The organism is Meishania litoralis, assembly GCF_042611095.1.
GTDB lineage: Bacteria > Bacteroidota > Bacteroidia > Flavobacteriales > Flavobacteriaceae > Meishania > Meishania litoralis.
This window is the reverse complement of record NZ_JBHFPV010000001.1, coordinates 1,742,308-1,762,964: the sequence shown is the minus strand read 5'-3', so window position 1 is coordinate 1,762,964 and position 20,657 is coordinate 1,742,308. Positions and strand designations below refer to the sequence as shown.

The following is a 20,657-nucleotide window of genomic DNA, read 5'->3' as shown; positions in this document are numbered from 1 at the left end:
TTCAAGCCGAGCAAGGACACGTGATCGTACTAGAATTGGGTTTAAACCAATATTAGTAGACATAACATTTAAAAACTTACAGTTATAGGTTTTTAGGGTTTATTGAAAGGCTTTGGAATAATTTTGCCTTCGACAGGTAATATTTGTTCTCGACCTCGACCTGTTTTAATCTGGCATCGATCAACTTGCTCTCGCGCGAGTTGATCAAAAACAGCGAGCTTTCCCCAAAACTGAATTTTCGTTCTTCTGCGGCTAACAATGTCTCGTAATCGGCAACAATATCATCTATCAATGCATTCTGCACTTGAAAGGAATTCAGTTCATAGTAAATGGCCAATACCTTATTCTTTATTTCGATCTCGGCATTATCAAATTCAAATTGTGCATCACGAAGCTTGAACTTGGCCAACTTAAGATCTCCCCTTTCCTTTCTCAAGAAGAGGGGTACTTGAAAAACAAAACCTCCCTTATATTGTTCGGCAGCAAAAGAATTCAATAATTCTGGAGTTTCGGTCAGAAAATTGTATTCAAGATCGATCCGAGGCAATAAACGGTTTTCCTTCAACTTCTTTTCAACGCGTAAACCATCTATTTTATAGCCCAATGATTTGATCTTTGGATGATCCTCGATGCCAAAACTATCCAGAGGTTTGCCAAGTATTTCCAGTGTGGTATCTATTGTGCCTTCGAGATCGATATCGGGCACGACATCGGCCCGAAGCTCTACTGGAATATTATCACCCACCCACAAATAATTGGAAAGTTCAAGGGATTTATTCCTCAATTGCACCTTGGCCTGTTCTAAGCTCAAGGCCCTGTTTTGCACGGCTATTTTTGCTTCGACAGTATCTATTGCCGCTATATCGCCTGTTTCGGCCCTTTGCTTGGTGCCCCTGAACCTCACTTTGGCATTTTCAAGAAAATTAGAATAGACTTCAGTTTCTTTATATGCGCGCAACCAGTCAAAATAAGCCAAGGAAGCATCAAAGAGGATTTGGTTTACGAGCTGGTCAAAATCAGCCTTTGTTCGCTCTCGAAAAAGTTTGGCCTGTTTTAGGGTGGCCATGCGACCATTTATCCATGAATCGCGACCAAGTGAAACCGAAACTCCCGCGCTGTAAAGTCCTTCTGACGGCACAGTCTCCACCGGATTTAAAAAATCACCTTCGTTCTGCTGGAAATTTCCTTTAAGCTCGATGCCGTACCACGTCGGAATCTTGAAAGTGGCATTTAGACGATCATAGTATTCGGTGCCCTTGAACTCTTTTCGATCATAATCAATCTCTACTTTAGGGTCGAAACCGCCACGGGCCTTCATAAGGTTGGCTTGGCCAATACCCAATGTCAATTGGGCCTGCTTGGCAATCGGATGAAACTTTTTGACATACCCCAAGTATTCATCGAACTTTAATACCAAAGTATCTTGGGCAGAAATAGAACCAAAGCTAAGGAACCCCAATATCAAATGAAAAACAAATTTTTTCATCATTTTTTATTCGATTTGGCCATGTTTTTTTCAGGCTGATAATAGTTGGGCGGAAAGCCGTTCAACTGTCTCCATATCTCATACCAAATGGGTACATCTTCCAACAGGGCAATAGTGTTGGCGCCAGATCCCACCCGTATATCTTTTGGCCATGGATGGTCGTCTGGATCCGGCGCCAAAAGAACACGGTATTTGCCATTATCGCTGATAAACGTCTCAACGGCCACCACTTTGCCCCCATAAGTTCCGTATGAAACGTTTGGCCATCCGGAAAAAACAATAGCGGGCCAACCATCAAATTGTATACGCACTTTCTCGCCTACGTGCACCAAGGGCAAATCTAAAGGCTCGATAAAGGTCTCGACCGCCATATCGTAATCCGCGGGCATTATACCTACTAAACGATCTCCTTCTTTGAACGTCTCGCCAATTCCTCCCTGAAGTGCCTTGTTGATATACCCCGTCTGAGGTGAGCGTATGTAATAGAGGTCATTGCGCATTGAATAATTGGCATACTCGTTCTCCAATTTTGTTACCTGCGCCTCCGAATCGAACTGGTTCGATCGGGCGGTATACATGTCGCTTTGGGCCTTGGAAATCTTATCGGTATATTCCGCTTGTACACGATTGATCTCCATTTCTGCATTGAGCACCTCGTTTCTAGCCGTAAGTAATTTGTTTTCTTGTGAAACCAGTTTCGCTTGGGCCTCTTGTAATTTCAGTCGTTTTTCCTCGACATCGGTCATTGCCTTGAGCCCTTCTTCTTGCAGTTGCTCGGTGCGGTCGAACTGTCGTTCGGCGATTAAGATATTTGTCTTGGCGGCCTCTAAATCAATGCTATCGCTTTGTACCTTTAACCTCGATTGCTTCAGCTTGTTCTTTGCTTGCTCGAGTTTCAATCTGCGCTCATTTACCAAAGCGTTTATTTGATTGTTCAGAACCTTGACCTTACCTTCATACGATTCGACCGACATTGATTTGGCCTTTATCTGCTGCCCGGTACGCTCTACCAATTTAGGGTCAAAGTACTCGTTCTTTATCTCTGAAATGAAAAGTATCGTATCTCCCTTTTGTACAAAATCACCTTCTTGAACATACCATTTTTCAATACGCCCCGGTATTGGCGATTGAATGGTCTGAGGCCTTTGGTCGGGCTTTAATGTCGTCAAATAGCCTTTTGCCCTGATGTTTTGGGTCCACGGCAAAAATAAAGCAACGAACCCAAAAAGGGCGGAGGCCAATAAAAATCGATTAAAATGCTTATAGTGCCGTTGGTGAAACACCTTACTCGTGGATTTGAAACCCGTCAGGTGGACCGTTTTATTCAGCGGATTATTGGAAATATTCAGCATTATCTTCTACTTTTCAGAAACAATCTTACCTTGTTCCATCGTTATGACCCGATCGCAAAGACCCGCCCATTTTTCGTTATGGCTCACCACTACCAAAGACCAAGGTTTGTCAGAATCGGTCAGGAAATTCATTATACGGGTCGCTTCTACCTCATCAAATTGATTTAGGGCGTCGTTCAAAATCAATAATTTAGGTTTGCGCACAATACTGCGCGCCAAGACTATCTTTTTCGATATCGTGTACGGTATTTGCTTTCCTTCGGGATATATGATCGTATTAAGTCCCTTGGGCTGTTGCTTTACAAAAGGCAACAACCCGGCATGCTCTATGGCCCAATAAAGGTCCTTTTGCGAAATGGCTTCATCGCCAAAAGTGATATTCTCCAAAATCGTACCTTCAAAAGGGGATTCCTCGGTCAGGGATTGGCCCAAAAACGATCGGTAATGATTGGCATTTATTCCTTTCAAGGAAATATCGTTCACATAGATGTTGCCTTCTTCGGGCTCTATAATACCCGCTATCATGCGAAGCAAAGTCGTTTTTCCCGAACCGTTGGGCCCCGTAATCAAAGTCGAACTTTTCGGATGGACTTTCAAAGACACGTCATCCAATTTTTTCGTGCCGTTGCCTAATTCGCTCAATGAGACACCATCCAACTCAATGGTAATATCGGTCGTTTCGGTAAGGGGTTTTTCCCCTTCCTGATTTTCAAGGTCTTTGTCAACAACTTGACCCAGCTTTTCCAATGAAGTCAGCAAGTCGTAGAAGGTTTCCAAACCACGAATCAGCTTTTCCACCGAAGTAATTACCAGAAGAATAATAATCTCGGCTGCCACGAACTGCCCGATATTCATTTCCTGGTTCAAGACGAGAAGTCCACCAATGACCAAGAGTCCGGCAGTGACAAGCACTTTGAATCCGATCATTTGAATAAACTGGAGCACAAGAATACGGAAATGGCTCTCACGGGCCTCTAAATACTCGGTAACCAAGGTATCATTTTTATTGACCGCAAGGCTGGTTCTTCCTGAAAGTTTAAAACTGACCAATGAACGGGCCACTTCTTGTATCCAATGGGCTACCTTGTATTTGCTCTTCGACTCTGCAAGACTGGTCTCCATTCCTTTTTGGGCAGTGAACCTGAAAACAACATATATGAGCAGCAGCAATAATATACCGTAAACAATGAAGAAGGGATGATAAAATGAGAGTAGCAAAAGTCCAAATATTATCTGTAGCACCCCTGCGGGAATATCGACCAATATCTTTGCCAGGCCCTTTTGCACGGTAAGGATGTCAAAAAAACGATTGGCGAGCTCAGGAGGATAGTAATTTCGTAGCTCGCTCATCTTAATTTTTGGGAAACGATAGGTAAACTCGAAAGAGGCCCGTGTAAAAATCTTCTGTTGCAAATTTTCAATGATGCGGATCTGCATCAATTGAAGTATTCCCCCAAAGGCCACACCTCCGGTTACAAGAACCACCAATATGATCCATGAGGTACTGATTTCAGCGCCCTGTATCAAATTGATTATAGCCTGGATGCCCAGTGGCAAAGATAAATTGACAAGGCCTGCAAAGATTGCGTAGTAAAAGGTTTGCAATACATCCCTTTTATCCAATTTCAGTAGTCCCATCAACCGTTGCCAAGCGGTCATAACGGTTTTAGCCATTGTTGTCGAGCGTTAAGGTATTGAAGACTAGTTGTATAAAATATTCGGTCGGATCGACGTTTTCACGACAATCGGTCAGCGAGGTAAAATGGTCTTTTAAAAAATGCTGGTGCAATGAACCTTCCAAAACCGTACTTGCCAAGCTTAAGGGGTATTCGTATTCGTTGTTAACGGCCTTGATCATAGCACTTATTCTATTGACCAATCTTTTGTAGATTACGAAATATCCATCCTTGTTCTCGGCATCGACTTCTTTGGTCAAATATGATTTTGAATACTCGTTGATTACAATTTTGTTGAGCAATATCTCATTGATATGTGAAAATGCCGAATCTTCTTCGATTGTTCTAGTTACCACCTGGATAGCCCTTTTCAGCCTCTCAGATGGGTCGGCTATGCTATTGGTAGCGAAAACCAGTTGATACTCCAACCAACCCCAATACCATGAGGTCAGGTACAGCAACAATTTGTGCTTATTCTCAAAATAGCGATAAACCGAGCTTTCGTTAGAGCCGATTTTTATACCCAATTTTCTAAAAGTGAAAGACTCGAAGCCTATGTCGACGATCATAGCTATGCTTTCTGTTACGATTCGTTTTCCCAACTCCGATGATTCAGGGTCTTTGACGTATAGTTTATCATTGATACGAATAGTTACCGATTGCAATAATTGATCCATGTTTTTGCGGTTGTTTAGACAAGAAAGTCGTTCAAACTTTTACCAATAATTCAAGAAACAAATTCTTGGCCATAGCTTGCCTTCTCTTGTAAGATTGGAACAAATATAATAGTAATACTATCATTAATTAATAGTTTAACAACTAATTAACAATAGTATTACTTTCTTAAATAATCAAAATGCTATATTCGCATTTCAAATCATTTTTATTGAGAATTCCATAAAACGGATACAATTTGCACCATATAAGATGATAGATTATCAATTTCGGATTATAGAATTATAGAATAAAGAAGATGACATTAACCCTAATACACAACATTATGAGACGAGCAGCATTAGTATTGACTTTATTTTTAAGTTTTGGAGCAATCTTAAAGGCGCAGGACAAGGAGGGTACGATCTCGGAGGGCGATATTGTAGTACTCGCTCAAACTGCCGGATCGAACTATCGCTATATTCATTTCCCAAGAAAAAATTTCATTATCAAACGCGGTGCAATAGCAAATTTCAATGAGCTTGTCGGAAAAAAATTGATCGTTGCCCAAATAGAAACGGACAAAGACGGCAACCTAAATGCCACACTGAGGCGAAAAGACGGACATAATTTTTTCAGGTTCTATCCAACTGTAAAGGCCGAAATATCCAAAGCACTACAAAATGGGGAGTTAAGAATGAAGGGGTAGCTTTCAATACCGAGAATTCCAGAAATTAAATACCCTAACCATTATTATCAATAAACCCTTATTTAACAAAGTAACGCGCCCCAACATGGGGTGCGTTTTGTCTATTTGCTATCTTTATACCGATGGAAAAAAACAGATGTGGCTGGTGTTTGGGCGATGACCTTTATGAGGCCTATCATGACAAAGAATGGGGCGTACCCGTCAAAGACGATTCAACCCTTTTTGAGTTTTTGATTCTCGAAACTTTTCAAGCAGGACTTAGCTGGATTACCGTTCTACGAAAACGCGAAAATTTCAGAAAGGCCTTCGATTATTTTGACTACAATAAAATTGCCGAGTACGATCAAGCCAAAAAGGATTCACTTTTACAAGATACGGGCATTATTAGGAATAAGCTGAAAATCAATGCAACGGTAACAAATGCCCGGGCATTTCTAAAGGTGCAAGAAGAATTCGGAAGTTTCAGTAATTATATTTGGGGATTTGTCGATGGCAAGCCTATCAAGAATAAACTGAAGAGCTATAGGGAAGCTCCAGCCAACACCCTACTTTCAGACACAATTAGTAAAGACTTAAAGAAAAGGGGCTTTAAATTTGTCGGCAGTACGGTAGTTTACGCCCACATGCAGGCTACCGGTATGGTCAACGACCACGAAATCAATTGTTTTCGTTACAACGAGATTTAAAAAATAGGTTTGCCCAGTATGCGCAAAATTCCTGACGTTATACCTTATCTAAAATTATGAAAGCTAAAATTTTTCCCGCTTTTTTGATTTTCTTTCTATTGAGTGCATCCTATGCTTTTTCCCAAAATAAGTACGAACGTGAACATCGTATCAAAAAATCACAATTTCCACAGGTGGCGCTCGATTTTATTTCTAGCGATTTGGAGCAAGCGAAACGCATACGCTATTATAGGGAAATTGATAGTGCCAAAGTCAGCTACGAGGCCAAATTCCAAAAAGACCGCCTAAAATATAGCATTGAATTTGATGAAAACGGTGTCTTTGAAGATGTCGAAATCGAAATAAAACTGGTAGACATCCCTAATGATGTGCTCGCCAAATTAAACGCGTACCTTGGAAAAACCTTCTCAAAATATCGCATTCTAAAATTGCAATAGCAATATCCATTGTTGGAGAATGATAACGAGACCACCTTAAAAAATGCATTTCAAAATCTGATGCTGCCCAGCATTAAATATGAATTGATGGTCGCGGGAAAAAACGACAAAAATTATGAGCAATTCGAGATATTGTTCGATGCCGATGGTAATTTTGAAAAAATACGAAAGTCGCTTCCGCCGAACTATGACCATATATTGTATTAGAAATCTATTCGCATTACTCATTGATTTAACATGTAGTAACGTTCACTGCCAAGATGACTTTACAGGATATTTCAAATCCTAGAACATTCTCTAAACAACTACCAGATTAGTGCTTAATTTGTGATTTTCAACGAACCAATTATAATTATAAATGAACGATTATATCAAAGTTCTCAGAGTTGAGTTCGAAGCCCATTCAGATTCGAAGATCGCCGCCGAACAAAAGGCCTATTTGCGAGACCAATTCTTGTTCTATGGCATAAAGACCCCTATTCGAAGATCGATTCAAAAACCGTTTCTAGCCAAAGAATACTTGCCTGTCAAAGAAAATCTTGATGGCTTGATAAGGCTGCTTTGGAACAGACCCCAACGTGAGTACCATTATTTTGCACAAGAATTGGCGCAGAAGTACGTCAAACAGTTCGAGAAAAGAGACATACAGCTTTTTGAGTTTATGGTAACGACCAATTCTTGGTGGGATACCGTCGATTTCATAGCACCAAAACTCATCTCGGAATATTTCAAGAAATTTCCCGAACAGCGAGACCCTTATATTGAAAAATGGCTTGCTTCGAACAATATCTGGCTGCAACGCTCTTGCCTAATTTTTCAGTTGTTGAGCAAAGATAACATGGATACCGAACTTCTTGCCCGCGTAATAAATTCGCTTTTGGGTTCAAAGGAATTTTTTATCAATAAGGCCATTGGTTGGGCCCTACGCGACTATAGTCGCACAAACCCGGCTTGGGTAAGCGACTTCGCGACCAAAACACCTTTGGAACCCTTAAGTAAAAGAGAGGCCCTAAGATTGCTGCAGTAAAAATCTCTTTCTCAAAAATTCGTACAGGTCAATGTTCAATACAATCAACAGCAGTCCATAAATTGTATCTTCAACGGGAATTGTAAACAATCGTATTCCAATAATCTCTTCATCGTTGTACCATACTATAGGGGCATCTAAAAGGCTTCCGGTAAGAATACCGTTGCTAATAAAGAAAAAAGGAAGGATAAGAAAATAAGCGAGATAATGATAAGCAAGGTTTGTCCTTCTTATCAATCTGAAAATAAGGTATGTAGCGGTCAAAAGAAAGGTCATACCTGTGTACCATCTATCAGAATAAAGCACTCCCAGGCCTAAAAGCACGAAAATCAATATAATTGTCAGGATTCTTTGATATCGGCCCAACGGGTTTTTTTCTGCCAAATACTTTAAGGCAAAATAGGTGAACACGCAGGCATAAGGAATGCAGACAAAAAATAGAACCTCTTCAAGCGGCAGATTAAAGATATAAAGCCCTGTGAGGTAGTCGGCATTAAAACCCCAAATGCCCTTTGATGTAAAGTAAGCGTCCCAAAGCAAAAAGAAAAGGCCCACTATGCCGTTGGCAATGAAAAATGGCTTCCAATCGTTGAAAAATCTATGTTTGGGATAAAAACTGGCCGCGAAGGGAACGAGAATACACCCGATGTCTATCAACAAATAGGTGTACGACTGCATTATTTAATATACTGTTTAAAGTACTTCATGGGCACATAGAGCATACCGAAACACTCCCCATCTTCTTTGCCAAGATGTTTATGATGCACCTTGTGGGCTTTGCGAAGTGCCTTAAAATATGGATTCTTCACATTATCGAACCATTTGAACCTTCGATGAATGATTACATCATGTACAAGGAAGTAGCAGGCTCCATATAGAAAAATCCCAAGGCCGATAAAGAACAAATAATTCAAACTGGGGAAAGTGCCAAAATAAAAAAGCAAAATACTAGGTATGGCCCCTATTACAAAAAAAGTATCGTTCTTTTCAAAAACACCCTGATATCTGGGTTGATGGTGATCTTCATGAAGTACCCACAAAAACCCATGCATTACAAACTTATGGGTCAACCAAGTCACAACTTCCATAAGCAAGAATGAAATCAAAGTAACCACTATGTATAGTAAGATCGTCATTGGCCAATAAATCTCATTAATGATAAAAATAAATATAATGTACCGAAACCAAGTTGTTAAATATAGTTGAACCTAAATCTTATGACGGCCTTTGTCAGCAACAGTAATTTCAAAGGGTTCGAAATGCGAACTCTTTCGTTCATGATTTTTTCACAATCTGTATTCTTCAACTTTTTTAACAAACGCTGATAATAAAGATATGCCAGGTAAACACCAAGTTTTCCTTCCAAGGGAAGAAGAACAATACCCTTATAGGCCTCTTTGAAATCACCTTCAATTTCCGCGATTATCTTATCCTTCGCCTTTTCGTTCAATTTGCCATCTTTCAGTTGAGGAAAATAAGATCGCCCAAGTTCCTCACTATCTTGTTTTAAATCTCTTAAAAAATTGACCTTTTGAAAAGCCGAACCCAAATGCATTGCATAGTCCTTCAATTTCAGAAATTTCTCTTCATCGTTGTTCACAAAAACACGAAGGCACATAAGGCCGACCACATCGGCTGAGCCATATATATAATTTTCGTACTCCTTTCTTGAGGTGTAATCTTTTTTGTCAAGATCCATTCGCATGCGATCCATGAAATCCTCTACATACCGTTGAAGTCCGTATTTATGGACAATCTCTTGAAAGGCGTTCAAAATCGGGTTTAAGCTAATACGTCGTTCAACGGACTTGTAATATTCCTGTTCGAATTCATTGAAAAGCTCTTCTTGATCATAATCGTGAAAAGAATCGACGATTTCATCTGCATACCTCACGAAACCGTATATGGCATAAATAGCAGGGCGAATCGTAGGCGAGAAAAGCTTTATGCCCATCGAAAATGAAGTACTGTACGACTTAGTGACCAACTTACTACAATCAAAGCTCGAGCTGTCAAATAAATACTTCATCTTTAATGGTACTTTGAGATTAGGTCACTTACAATTTTTCCCGAAATCAGTGATGGCGGAACCCCTGGGCCAGGTACGGTCAGCTGACCTGTGAAATATAGGTTTTTAAGCTTTTTGCTTTTCATTTTCGGTCTCAGAATGTGCGTCTGACGGAGTGTATTTGCCAAGCCATAGGCATTACCTTTATATGAATTATAATCGGCCTTGAAATCGTTGACACAATATGATTCTTTAAATATTATATGTTCGGCCACTTTTTGATCTGTGAGATACTCCAAACGTCGAATTATCTGATCAAAATATTGCTCCCTGATATCGGGAGTGTCTTTTAAATCAGAAGCTATCGGAATCAAAAATATACCCGCCTCCTTGCCTTCGGGGGCAGTAGTATTATCGGTTATGCTTGGAAAACTACCATAAAACAGTGGTTTTTCGGCCCATTCATTGGTGTCATAAATGGTCTTTGCATGTGCTTCAAAATCAGTATCGAAAAACAGTGTGTGGTGCGAAACATTTTTTATTTTTTTGTCAAACGCTACATAGAATAAAAGTGCCGAGGGAGCAAAAATCTTTTTCTGCCAAAAAGACTCAGGATACTGCCTGAATTCCAAAGGCAATAAAGCCTCGGTATGATGGTAATCGGCACCACTGAGTACAATATCACAGTCATACGACTCTTTGGTCGTTTTCACCCTTTTTACCTGGTCACCCTCAATTTCAAAACCTTGCACGGGGTCATTGGTTCTTATTTCAACACCCAGCTGCAAAGCCAATGAGGTCATCGCCTCAACAACTTTGTACATACCGCCCATCGGATGCCATGTGCCAAGGCCAAAATCAGCGTAATTCATGAAGTTATAGAAGGAAGGCGTATTACTTGGTTTTGCGCCTAAAAAAAGTACTGGAAACTCTAGAATGGACCGTAATTTCTTATTCTTGACATAGCGCCCAATTTGCCGCTTGGTCGATCGAAAAAAATCGCTAATCCTTAAGATCGTCTGCATATTGATAATTTCGAAAACATTTTCTCCCGGTTTATAAACCAGCTGCTTGATGGCCAAGTCGTAGTTTTTCTTGGCCAACGAGATGAATTTTTCCAGTTTTCGGGCACTACCCTCTTCGATACCCTCGAATGTTCCTTTTATTTCACCCAAATTATCGGCGATACTGATAGCATCACCTTGACCGAAATATACCCGATAAGCCGGATTCAGCTTTATCAGATTATAGAACTGTTCAGGGGATTTCTTAAAATCACCGAAAAAACTTTCAAAAACATCGGGCATCCAATAGAAAGTGGGGCCGATATCAAAGACAAAGCCATTCTTTTTAAGTTGACGCGCCCTACCCCCTATTTCATAGTTCTTTTCGAGTATTAGAACATCATAACCGGCCTTTGCCAAATAACAACTTGCCGACAATGATGAAAATCCCGAACCGATGACGACGATTTTCTTCTTCTTCAATTTCGATTTCGATTAAGTATCATATTCAATCTTAGGTGCCGATCTCAATTTAAGCGAATTATCTCTACCATAAAAGGCATCGAAATCACTTAAGACCGTGACATCGATGCCCTGAACAACCAACTAAACCAACATTATTTTCGCATCAGTGACTTGGGGGCAATAAAACGCGATCAACAATATGAACCACCCCATTTCTTGCCTCTTGATCGGCTACCAAGACCCGAGATGTATTGTGTTGACCGTCTTGAACATCAATGTCCGAACCATTGATCAGAATGGTAGTCTCATTCTCTTGGGCCATGGTCACAACCTGTCCATCACTCAGCGCATTAGAATAAACCGCCGCACCAGAGACAACATGATAGGTCAAGATGTTCGCCAGTGTAGCCTTTTCTTCCTCGGTGTCAAAATCTTCCAAGCTATTATAATCATCTCCTAATTCATGCAGCAAATTCTCAAATGCCTGGTTCGTGGGGGCAAAAACGGTGAAGGGCCCCTCACCTGACAATAACTCGACCAAGCCGGCATCGGCTTGCTGCAATGCAGCCACCAAAGCGCTCAAATCTTCTGTATCAATGGCGAGTTCCACTATATTCTTTGCGTTCATCGATGCTATGAAATCAATGGCCGATTGCGGAAGCAACACCTTATCGATAGTGTGCGCAACTCCATTTGACGCCATAATATCAACACCGGTAATATTGGCGTTCACATCAGAAGCGTCTCCGATAACGAATGTTTCACCCGAAGCGATCACCGCAATTGAATTATTTGCGAGCGCCGTATCGACATCGCCCTCTGCCAAATCGGTCGAAAGTACAGAGGCTCCTACAATAACATGATATAATAATATATCTTTCAACAATGCCATTTCATCTTCAGTATCGAAATCATCCAAGCTATTATAATCTTCGCCAAGAGCGTCCAATAAAGCAATAAAAGCGTCATTCGTCGGGGCAAATACGGTAAAAGGCCCATCAGAGCTAAGTGTTTCGGCCAAATCGGCTTTAATAACCGCAGCCTCTAAAACCGATAGGGCCTCAGTTTCCACTACCAAATCGGTCAAAGTCGAAGTAACGGTTTCCGAATCGTTTATTTGATCGAGAACCACCTGCGGTACTAGAACCTTATCTATTAAATGTACCACTCCGTTACTGGCCATTACATCGGCAACGACAACAGCGGCATCAGTTTCGGTGGCATCTGATATGAAAACGCCATTGTCAAGTCGTACGCTTAGATTTTCTTGTAACACAGTACTGAGCTGCTGCCCATCAGAAAGGTCGGTTGATTTTGCGCCAACTCCGGCTATAACATGATACTTTAAGATTGAGGCCAATATCATTCGGTCTTCATCGGTATCGAAATCTTCCAATGATCCATAATCGTCCAAGGCGTTCAGAAGATTGGTGAATGCTTCATTAGTGGGGGCAAAAACTGTAAAAGGCCCATTTCCGCTCAATGTTCCGATTAAATCAGAGTCGTCTGCCTCATCAGCTTTGGCGAGTGCGCCGACTAAAGAAGTTAGGACATCGGTGTCTTGTGCCACTTCAACAATGGTTTGTGAAGTTTCCATCAACTGGTCGTCATCGGAGTTATCACTACAGGCAAAAGCCAATAGTGAAACTCCCACGACCATAAACAAATAGTGAATTCTCTTTTTCATGTCTAATATTTTATGGTTAAAGTTAGACAAGAATACAAATGAAAAATAAGATTGTCAAACTTTTTTTGTTAAATATTAGACAAAATTCTTGAATTCAATGGATTATTACCGTCCATATCGTGTGTTTACGAAATATCTTGTCTATATTTGAAGACCTAAAAGTTCTACATGTCTACTTATTCCATGTCCGATATCGTTTCCCTGACCGACTTCAAGGCGCATACTTTGAGAAAGTGGGAGACCCGTTACAATTTTTTAGAACCAAAACGCACCGATACCAATATAAGGTACTATACCGACGATCAACTTCGAATGCTTTTGAACATTGGTATTTTATTGCGTAATGGCCATAGAATATCGCACATCGATAAAATGTCTCAAAAAGAACTCAATAATAAGGTATCAGAAATACTCTTGAAGGCATCTCCGAAAGACGATATTAACGCTTTGGTTTTATGTATGCTTGAAATGAACGAGGTCAGGTTCTCTGAAATCTTGGGGAGGCATATTATGCGTTCGGGCCTAATGAAGACGATAACGAATCTTGTTTATCCTTTTCTGAATCATGTTGGTGTTCTTTGGGGGACCAATAAAGCTTTGCCCGCCCAAGAGCACTTTATTTCCAATCTTATCAAACAAAAGATTCTATCAGCCATTGAGGCCATTCCACATCCTAAGGATGACGCGCCCAAAATCGTGCTTTTTTTAATGGAGGAAGAAACTCATGAGATAGGCCTCTTGCTAGCCTATTATCTTGCGAAAGAAATGGGTTGGAAAACTTTCTATCTCGGACAGAATGTGCCCCAAGAAGACCTCAGATCCGTTGTGCAGTTGGTCAAACCCCAATTGATGATGACCTTACTTACCATATCGAGGCCGCTAAAGACCAAAACCCTGATCAATTCGCTACTGGCCTCAACCACATCTCCCATTGCCATGGCCGGTTCAGCGAAGCTTTTAAAGAATTTAGAAGAATCAGATCAAATCGTTGTCTTGAAAAGTCCCGAAGAATTCATAGGCCTTTTAAACGAGAAAATGGAAAGTGCGACCGCATCAATTTAACAAGCTATTGGTCAATACACTTCAGCTGCCTCAGAAAAGAACTTCTACTTATTTCTTCAGCACCAAGACTTGCCAAGTGTTCGGTATAGACTTGGCAATCGATCAGGGCATAATTTTTTGAGTCAAGTTCTTGCGCCAATTTGATAAGGGCAAATTTTGAGGCATTGCTGGTCAAACTGAACATGCTCTCACCACAGAAGACGTGACCCAAATCGATTCCATAAAGTCCGCCTACCAACTTGTTTTCCTTCCAGACTTCATACGAATGTGCAATTCCTGTTTTATGCAGCGCTAAATAGGCGTTTTTCATCTGGGGGGTAATCCAAGTACCTTCCTGGCCCAAACGGGGAATCTTTGCACAATTTTCGATGACGGTTTCAAAACAGGTGTCTTTTGTCAATCTGAAAAGATTCGAACCCATAACCTTTCGCATACTTTTTGAAATCTTGATCTTCTTTGGATAAAGTACCATTCTCGGGTCTGGGCACCACCATAAAATCACTGAATTCTCATTGAACCAAGGAAATATTCCACTTTTATAGGCCAATATGAGGCGTTCAGGCGAGAGGTCCCCGCCAACGGCCAAAAGTCCATCAATATTGGCATTTTCGACCGGCGGAAAATATAGCTCATCGGATATAAAGTACAAAGGCCTGAAATGTCCGCTCTTTTCCATGGCGCCCTCTTTTTTTAAAAATAGTGAAAAGGTATCAAAAGATGAATAGCCCTAAAAGATAGATAGATCCCCCAACAAGCATAAACAAGATGGTATAAGGCAATATTTCCTTGGCTTTCAACTTTGTAATTCCCAATAATGGCAACGCCCAAAAGGGTTGAAGCATGTTGGTAACCTGATCACCATAGGCGAGCGCCATAACGGCCTTTGACAATGGAATATCAAGCTTTAATGCGGACTCGATGATCATAGGGCCCTGTACCGCCCATTGACCACCACCGCTAGGAACAAAAATATTTACCATGCCCGCACTAAAAAAAGTAAAAATCGGTAAGGTGGTCCGATTTGAAATGGAAACAAAAAAATCGGAAATAGAATCGATCATACCGCTACCGGCCATAATCCCCATAATGCCAAAATACAACGGAAATTGAATCAAAATGCCCGAAACATCACCAATGGCCATTTCTACCGCTTTTAAGAAATTCTTGAAGCTACCATGCATCAGCAAAGCCAGTCCGAGCATAAAAAAATTGAGCATGTTCGGCGTTATGTTAAGTTGGCCCATCATCTCGGAGTATTGAACCAGAAAAGTTGCCAAAATCAAAATACCGAAACCCATGGCAAAGAATCCCGAACGATCGAGGGACTCCCCAAAATCATGTTCTGGAGCCGCAGGGGTCTCCCTTGACCCACTATCTACGCCGGGTGTTGAAAAGTTATACTCGCCACTGTCCCAATTCGTAGGTTTCGCCTTTTTTCCCAAACGATAAGCCAAAATGGAAATCGAAATCAACAATACGATGAATACGACGATGTTCATTGGACTAAAAATTGTCTCGGAAGTCGATATGAAGTCGGGCAATTCTAAAACCATGTGGGACTTCGAAACGCCTTTCATCAATGAGTGCAAATGTCCGGCTTCAGACACCTTCAAAGGGGCCGAACCACTGATGCCGCCATGCCAGACCATCAGACCAACATAGCCAGCGGCCCCTATAAGCGGATAATTAACAGGAATATTGTTTTTGTGGGCATGTTCGCCAACCTTGCGGGCCAAGATCGCACCGAAAATAAGGCCCAAACCCCAATTAAAAAAAGAAACCAACATGGTCGAAAGTGCGACCAAAACAGCGGCGCCTGCCGAATCTTTCACCAGGCCGGTTAAACGCAATATAAGTTTTCCCATTGGTTTGCTAAGCACCAAAACGTGTCCTAAAACTAGAATCAGCATCATTTGGTAGGCAAACACCAAAAGTCCATTATTCCAGATTCCGTCTTCCCAATACGAAAGAACCGTTGTCAAATGCCATGACTTTTCGGTATTCTTGATCAATAGCAGCGCCAATAGTATGGTCAATAGCGTTAAAAGTACCGCCAAAGTAAAAGGGGACGGCAGATATTTCTTGAAAATACGCTCTATGGCCTTGGTAAAATCCATACCCTTAAAGTAACAAAAAAGCCTAAACGAACAGTTCATTTCATTTAGGCCCATTGGGTCAAACCTTCATTTTGTGCAAGGGCCCCGGCTATGCGTTCGACCTTATCGGAGCACCATTGCGTTAACTATTCTTAATTAGAAAGGCAGGTCATCGTGCTCTTCTTCATTTAATGTATCGACCGGTTCAAATGCCTCGATCGGGGCGACCGGGGGCATTTCGTTGTTCGCTGCTTCAGATTGTAGGCTTTCGATACGCCAACCCTGGATCGAATTGAAATATTTTACCTCGCCCTGCGGATTCGTCCATTCACGACCTCTTAAATTGATGCTGATCTTAACGGGCTGCCCTACGTTATAATTGTTCAAAAGCTCGGTCTTATCTTGAACAAACTCGATCATTAAATGTTGTGGATATTGTTCTTCGGTGGTAACGACAACTTCCCGCTTTCTAAAACCGTTATTGCCAAAAGTTTGTGTCTCACCGATCAATTTTATTTTTCCTTGTACTTCCATGATTACGAATTATATGTTTACAAATAAAGTCTTTAAAAGTAGGGGTAAGACCTTTATCGTCCTAATATAGATCCAAGAAGTTATCAAGATTAACTAACCGATTGGCAAGCCGATCAAATAAGTTCCCGTTTTCTTGTTATTCTTCTTATAGGCATAACCTTTTTCCCAGGTATAGGTATCAGAATGCAATCCTTCAAGAAGTATGTCGATGTCTTTGAAGGCGTACATTCGCGGCAAAGAAGCCTGTCCGTCCCAAGCATAACAAATGGGTATGATTGGAATCAAATAGGTAAATACCAACTGCTGCCAGGTCATCGGCTTGACAAAAGGTGTCATAAACAGCACCATGACCATTAAGATCAAAAGCGATATCGGAAGCAAAAGCCACCATAGCAACAAAGGCATTTTGTTCTCCGCCAATTCATAGACCAAAAGCGGTTGTCGGTTCTCTTGACAAGATTGCAATATTTTTCGGGCCGCCTCTGGCGGCATATGATGAAAACTATTGATCATGGTCTTGAGACCTTGAGGTGCCTTGGAAATATTCGTTGCATCAACAGGTTTGCTTCGGTACGTGACCCCGTGCATATCACCATGCTCATATTTTTTAACGATTTCGGGGTTCGGATATAGATCTGTCAAAATCAATTCAACATGCTCGAATCGCGGCGTTTTGCGCACCAACTGCAATACCTCGGGCATGGCCCCGCCCGAACCGGAACCCAAATCAACGATTTGATTCAAATCTTGCCTCTTAAGCGAATCTGTAATCAAATCGGCCAAGACCTCACTGATACCCATCATGCGGTGCAATACCATCAATAGATTGGTCATGCATGTACGCAACCAATACGGAAACCATGAAAAATCCTCAAATTCGAAAAGTTGAATCCGTTTCATTTCGAAAGTAATAGTTTCCAAGCCGATAAAACATTTCCTTCTTCCAAAAACTTCTGTGCCCTTCGCTCTATTTTTAATCGATCGCCACTTGCAACAATCTTGGCCAAATCATTATTGTCGTCAATAAATTCTTCCACTTCCTTTTCAGACGGCATCTCTTCTATATTCCCCAACATACCTAGATCGTTACCGGTCAACACCTTGCTCAATCGAATCTGTTCAGGAATTTGATCCACCCCGATTCCCAAAGTGGTCAATGGTTTTGGCACTTCGAACATACCGGCCGTGGCACGACAATACCAATTGCCTCCCATACGGGCCACCTGGTCGATTTTATGTTGGTCTATGTTTCCATTTTTATCCAGAATCGATGAATGAATGTGTATTTTCAATACTTCGGAAAAAATCAGGTTTCCGGCACCTCCCTCTTTTCCCAAAGCTTCAACCTTTGTAACCTTACATTCAAACTGCACCGGGGATTCGGCGACCCGATAAGGTTGTACCAAATCGGATCGTAACATGGCCAGTCCCGCTTTTTTGAACTCATTGATACCTTCGCCATACTCGGTACTCGCCAATGACATTTGCTGAACAATATCGTAATTCACAACATTTATCACTACTTCTTGGGTTTTCAATGCATTCTCCAGAGTATGTTTGGTCGTGTTGTCACGTACCCTTCTTGCTGGCGAGAAAATCAATATTGGCGGATTCGCACTAAAAACATTGAAAAAACTAAAAGGCGAAAGGTTAGGCCTGCCTTTTTCATCTACCGTACTCGCAAATGCGATGGGCCTTGGGCCTACGGCACCCAAAAGATAGGCATGTAACTGGCCCGTTGAAAGTTCATTCGGACTGATGGAAACCATTGTTTTCATAACATGGTAAAGATAGCCAATTGCCCATTACCGGAAAAGTGCCTGAAATGGTCCAGACACCAATTTCTATCTATTTACGTTATCTTTAAAGCAAGAAAATACTTGGATGCAATTCAATCCGAAAAACAAGACTTCGAATATCATTTTGTTGATAGCATCGTTTGTTATCGTCAGTTTGATTCTTTGGAATACGAACAGTTTTTTCAAAAAATTCAAGGAAGAGGAGCGCCATAAAATGGAAATCTGGGCCACGGCCCACTCCGAATTGCTTTCGGCCCCTTTAGATGCCGATCCCGGCGACCTTCCTTTGAAAGTTTTTCAAAACAATATCTCGACGCCCATGATCTTGGTCAATAAAGACGGTTCGACCAAAATTCATAACATGCCCGTTGAAAAAGCGACGGATACAGTCTTCATTAAAAATACGATCGCCAAGTTCAAAAGTGAGAACCAACCCATTGTCATCGACCACCTAGGGGAAGAACTGGCCACCTTATATTACGGGAATTCAGAAGTACTCAACAAACTTAAATATTATCCCCTGGCGCTGCTGCTAATAATTTTCTTGTTCGGAGCGGTCATTTTCTTCTTTTTCAAGACCAACAAGGCCTCGGAACAGAACAAACTTTGGGCGGGCATGGCCAAGGAAACGGCTCACCAGATCGGTACCCCTTTATCATCATTGCTTGGCTGGAACGAAATACTGAAAACCGAAAATATCAACCCTGACATTACCCGTGAAATTGAAAAGGATATCAATCGGCTTGAAACCATTACCGAGCGCTTTTCCAAAATCGGATCATTGCCCAAGTTGGACGAGCACGATATCGTTGCCCAGACAAAGGACGCCTACGATTATCTTAAATTGCGCAGTTCAAAGCTTATCGATTTTTCGTTCGTATCAAAGGTGGAAAACATGAAAGTCATGCTCAACCCGGCCCTTTATCATTGGACCATCGAAAATTTGGTCAAAAACGGTATCGATGCGATGAAGGGAAAGGGCAGTATTCACATCGAGATCATTCCCGATGGCAAATATGTGAACATACAGATTACCGACACTGGGCATGGCATTCCAAAAAGTGACCATCAGACCATTTTTAATCCGGGTGTAACCTCGAAAAAAAGGGGCTGGGGCTTAGGGCTTTCGCTTGTTAAAAGAATCATCGAGGAATACCATAAAGGAAAAATTAAAGTACATTCGTCAAGTAAGGCAGGTACGATCATGCAGATTTCGTTAAAACAAATACCTAAATAATGGCAAGGGAAAAATTGGAAGTCATTAAAGAAGCCGACCTGACAAACAACTGTCCGGAATGTTTCAATCAAGACTTAAAATTGACATTCTACCAAAAACATCTATACGGCAAGCTTTTTCATCGTACAACTGGCGAAATCACGAACAAGGTAACTTGCAACAAATGTGGCTCGAATATTTATCCGGTGAAATGGACCGATGATATAGAACGTATTTTCGAATATTACCAAAAAATGGTCGAGCCCGAAAAAGCTTCCATTCGGTTTACCCGATTGTTCTACATCATTATTTTGTTATCGATAGTTCTTATAGCTGCAGCGGTCTATCTGTACCTACAGGGGCTCATTCAATTTTAGAACGAATGGCGTTCGCAATGTTCTCAAACTCCTCCTTGGTCAATGAAACCTTTTTCTGAAAGGTAGCATCTTGCATGTTGTTGAGCGGTATCAAGTGTACATGCACATGGGGCACTTCAAGCCCGATAACGGTCATTCCGACCCTTTTGCAATCCAAGGCCTGTTCAATGGCCTTGCCCACTTTTCTTGAAAAAGCCATTAGGCCCATATAGGTCGCTTCGTCAAGATCCATGAGTTTGTCCACCTCTTTTTTGGGAATACAAAGGGTATGTCCCTTGGCATTCGGATTGATATCAAGAAATGCGAAGAAATCATCATTTTCCGCTACTTTATAGCATGGAATCTCGCCTTTGATGATTTTTGTGAATATTGAAGGCATTTT

At 41.3% G+C, this 20,657-nt stretch carries 23 protein-coding genes; 8 read left to right on the top strand and 15 right to left on the bottom strand.

Translation table 11 applies throughout. The annotated features are described in order from the left end of the window. Positions 1–82: 82 nt before the first annotated feature. The 4 genes from ACEZ3G_RS07895 to ACEZ3G_RS07880 are packed head-to-tail and all read right to left on the bottom strand — an operon-like array spanning position 83 to position 5,191. Entirely contained in the window at positions 83–1,486 is a 1,404-nt protein-coding gene (locus ACEZ3G_RS07895) for a TolC family protein (RefSeq protein WP_432425162.1), read from the bottom strand. Continuing rightward, complete coding sequence (locus ACEZ3G_RS07890) at positions 1,486–2,838, bottom strand: HlyD family secretion protein (protein ID WP_432424897.1); 1,353 nt, start codon at positions 2,836–2,838, stop codon at positions 1,486–1,488. Before ACEZ3G_RS07890 ends, ACEZ3G_RS07895 begins: the two co-directional genes overlap by 1 nt. Before the next feature lie 6 nt (positions 2,839–2,844). Beyond that, a complete protein-coding gene (locus tag ACEZ3G_RS07885; protein ID WP_432424896.1) occupies positions 2,845–4,512 on the bottom strand; it encodes a peptidase domain-containing ABC transporter in 1,668 nt (555 codons plus the stop codon). After that, positions 4,505–5,191 (bottom strand): TetR/AcrR family transcriptional regulator, encoded by a 687-nt coding sequence (locus ACEZ3G_RS07880; protein ID WP_432424895.1) that lies wholly within the window; start codon positions 5,189–5,191, stop codon positions 4,505–4,507. The genes ACEZ3G_RS07885 and ACEZ3G_RS07880 overlap by 8 nt, the downstream gene beginning before the upstream one ends. 323 nt (positions 5,192–5,514) lie before the next feature. Here ACEZ3G_RS07880 and ACEZ3G_RS07875 point away from each other — a divergent pair, with 323 nt between their 5' ends. The 5 genes from ACEZ3G_RS07875 (at position 5,515) to ACEZ3G_RS07855 (ending at position 8,027) form a co-directional block, all read left to right on the top strand. Further along, positions 5,515–5,877: a hypothetical protein gene (locus ACEZ3G_RS07875; protein ID WP_432424894.1), complete on the top strand. Its 363-nt coding sequence runs from the start codon at positions 5,515–5,517 to the stop codon at positions 5,875–5,877. 122 nt (positions 5,878–5,999) lie between these two features. After that, a complete protein-coding gene (locus tag ACEZ3G_RS07870) occupies positions 6,000–6,563 on the top strand; it encodes a DNA-3-methyladenine glycosylase I (RefSeq protein ID WP_432424893.1) in 564 nt (187 codons plus the stop codon). Positions 6,564–6,619: 56 nt separating this feature from the next. Continuing rightward, a complete protein-coding gene (locus ACEZ3G_RS07865; RefSeq protein ID WP_432424892.1) occupies positions 6,620–7,000 on the top strand; it encodes a hypothetical protein in 381 nt (126 codons plus the stop codon). A 12-nt stretch (positions 7,001–7,012) separates the two neighbouring features. After that, positions 7,013–7,207, top strand: a complete 195-nt coding sequence (locus tag ACEZ3G_RS07860) for a hypothetical protein (RefSeq protein WP_432424891.1) — start codon at positions 7,013–7,015, stop codon at positions 7,205–7,207. Between the two features lie 151 nt (positions 7,208–7,358). Then, positions 7,359–8,027, top strand: coding sequence for a DNA alkylation repair protein (locus tag ACEZ3G_RS07855; protein ID WP_432424890.1), 669 nt, complete (start codon positions 7,359–7,361; stop codon positions 8,025–8,027). Here the strand turns inward: ACEZ3G_RS07855 and ACEZ3G_RS07850 are convergent. The 5 genes from ACEZ3G_RS07850 to ACEZ3G_RS07830 all read right to left on the bottom strand — a co-directional run bounded on the left by ACEZ3G_RS07850 (position 8,010) and on the right by ACEZ3G_RS07830 (position 13,191). Continuing rightward, positions 8,010–8,705 carry a lycopene cyclase domain-containing protein gene (locus tag ACEZ3G_RS07850; protein WP_432424889.1) on the bottom strand — a complete coding sequence of 232 codons (696 nt, stop codon included), beginning with the start codon at positions 8,703–8,705 and terminating at the stop codon, positions 8,010–8,012. The two genes, ACEZ3G_RS07855 and ACEZ3G_RS07850, sit on opposite strands and share 18 nt — an antisense overlap. Beyond that, positions 8,705–9,163, bottom strand: coding sequence for a carotene hydroxylase (locus ACEZ3G_RS07845; RefSeq protein WP_432424888.1), 459 nt, complete (start codon positions 9,161–9,163; stop codon positions 8,705–8,707). Before ACEZ3G_RS07845 ends, ACEZ3G_RS07850 begins: the two co-directional genes overlap by 1 nt. Before the next feature lie 56 nt (positions 9,164–9,219). Further along, entirely contained in the window at positions 9,220–10,056 is an 837-nt protein-coding gene (locus ACEZ3G_RS07840; protein WP_432424887.1) for a phytoene/squalene synthase family protein, read from the bottom strand. A 2-nt stretch (positions 10,057–10,058) separates the two neighbouring features. Next, entirely contained in the window at positions 10,059–11,522 is a 1,464-nt protein-coding gene (locus tag ACEZ3G_RS07835) for a phytoene desaturase family protein (protein ID WP_432424886.1), read from the bottom strand. 145 nt (positions 11,523–11,667) lie between these two features. Then, positions 11,668–13,191: a fasciclin domain-containing protein gene (locus tag ACEZ3G_RS07830; RefSeq protein ID WP_432424885.1), complete on the bottom strand. Its 1,524-nt coding sequence runs from the start codon at positions 13,189–13,191 to the stop codon at positions 11,668–11,670. A 168-nt stretch (positions 13,192–13,359) separates the two neighbouring features. Between ACEZ3G_RS07830 and ACEZ3G_RS07825 the strand changes: the two genes are divergently transcribed. After that, positions 13,360–14,253, top strand: coding sequence for a MerR family transcriptional regulator (locus tag ACEZ3G_RS07825; protein ID WP_432424884.1), 894 nt, complete (start codon positions 13,360–13,362; stop codon positions 14,251–14,253). Positions 14,254–14,257: 4 nt separating this feature from the next. Here the strand turns inward: ACEZ3G_RS07825 and aat are convergent, their stop codons facing one another. The 5 genes from aat to ACEZ3G_RS07800 all read right to left on the bottom strand — a co-directional run bounded on the left by aat (position 14,258) and on the right by ACEZ3G_RS07800 (position 18,652). Further along, positions 14,258–14,929, bottom strand: a complete 672-nt coding sequence (gene aat, locus ACEZ3G_RS07820; RefSeq protein ID WP_432424883.1) for a leucyl/phenylalanyl-tRNA--protein transferase — start codon at positions 14,927–14,929, stop codon at positions 14,258–14,260. A 34-nt stretch (positions 14,930–14,963) separates the two neighbouring features. Continuing rightward, entirely contained in the window at positions 14,964–16,370 is a 1,407-nt protein-coding gene (locus ACEZ3G_RS07815) for a short-chain fatty acid transporter (protein WP_432424882.1), read from the bottom strand. 135 nt (positions 16,371–16,505) lie between these two features. Then, positions 16,506–16,883 carry a DUF3127 domain-containing protein gene (locus tag ACEZ3G_RS07810; protein ID WP_432424881.1) on the bottom strand — a complete coding sequence of 126 codons (378 nt, stop codon included), beginning with the start codon at positions 16,881–16,883 and terminating at the stop codon, positions 16,506–16,508. 93 nt (positions 16,884–16,976) lie between these two features. Then, entirely contained in the window at positions 16,977–17,783 is an 807-nt protein-coding gene (locus ACEZ3G_RS07805; RefSeq protein ID WP_432424880.1) for a hypothetical protein, read from the bottom strand. Further along, entirely contained in the window at positions 17,780–18,652 is an 873-nt protein-coding gene (locus ACEZ3G_RS07800) for a flavin reductase family protein (RefSeq protein ID WP_432425161.1), read from the bottom strand. The genes ACEZ3G_RS07805 and ACEZ3G_RS07800 overlap by 4 nt, the downstream gene beginning before the upstream one ends. A 115-nt stretch (positions 18,653–18,767) precedes the next feature. Between ACEZ3G_RS07800 and ACEZ3G_RS07795 the strand changes: the two genes are divergently transcribed. Continuing rightward, positions 18,768–19,919 carry a sensor histidine kinase gene (locus ACEZ3G_RS07795; RefSeq protein WP_432424879.1) on the top strand — a complete coding sequence of 384 codons (1,152 nt, stop codon included), beginning with the start codon at positions 18,768–18,770 and terminating at the stop codon, positions 19,917–19,919. Continuing rightward, positions 19,919–20,275: a hypothetical protein gene (locus ACEZ3G_RS07790; RefSeq protein WP_432424878.1), complete on the top strand. Its 357-nt coding sequence runs from the start codon at positions 19,919–19,921 to the stop codon at positions 20,273–20,275. The genes ACEZ3G_RS07795 and ACEZ3G_RS07790 overlap by 1 nt, the downstream gene beginning before the upstream one ends. On the opposite strand, the gene ACEZ3G_RS07785 is transcribed toward ACEZ3G_RS07790, so the two are convergent. After that, complete coding sequence (locus ACEZ3G_RS07785) at positions 20,262–20,654, bottom strand: HIT family protein (protein WP_432424877.1); 393 nt, start codon at positions 20,652–20,654, stop codon at positions 20,262–20,264. The two genes, ACEZ3G_RS07790 and ACEZ3G_RS07785, sit on opposite strands and share 14 nt — an antisense overlap. Between the last annotated feature and the right edge of the window lie 3 nt (positions 20,655–20,657).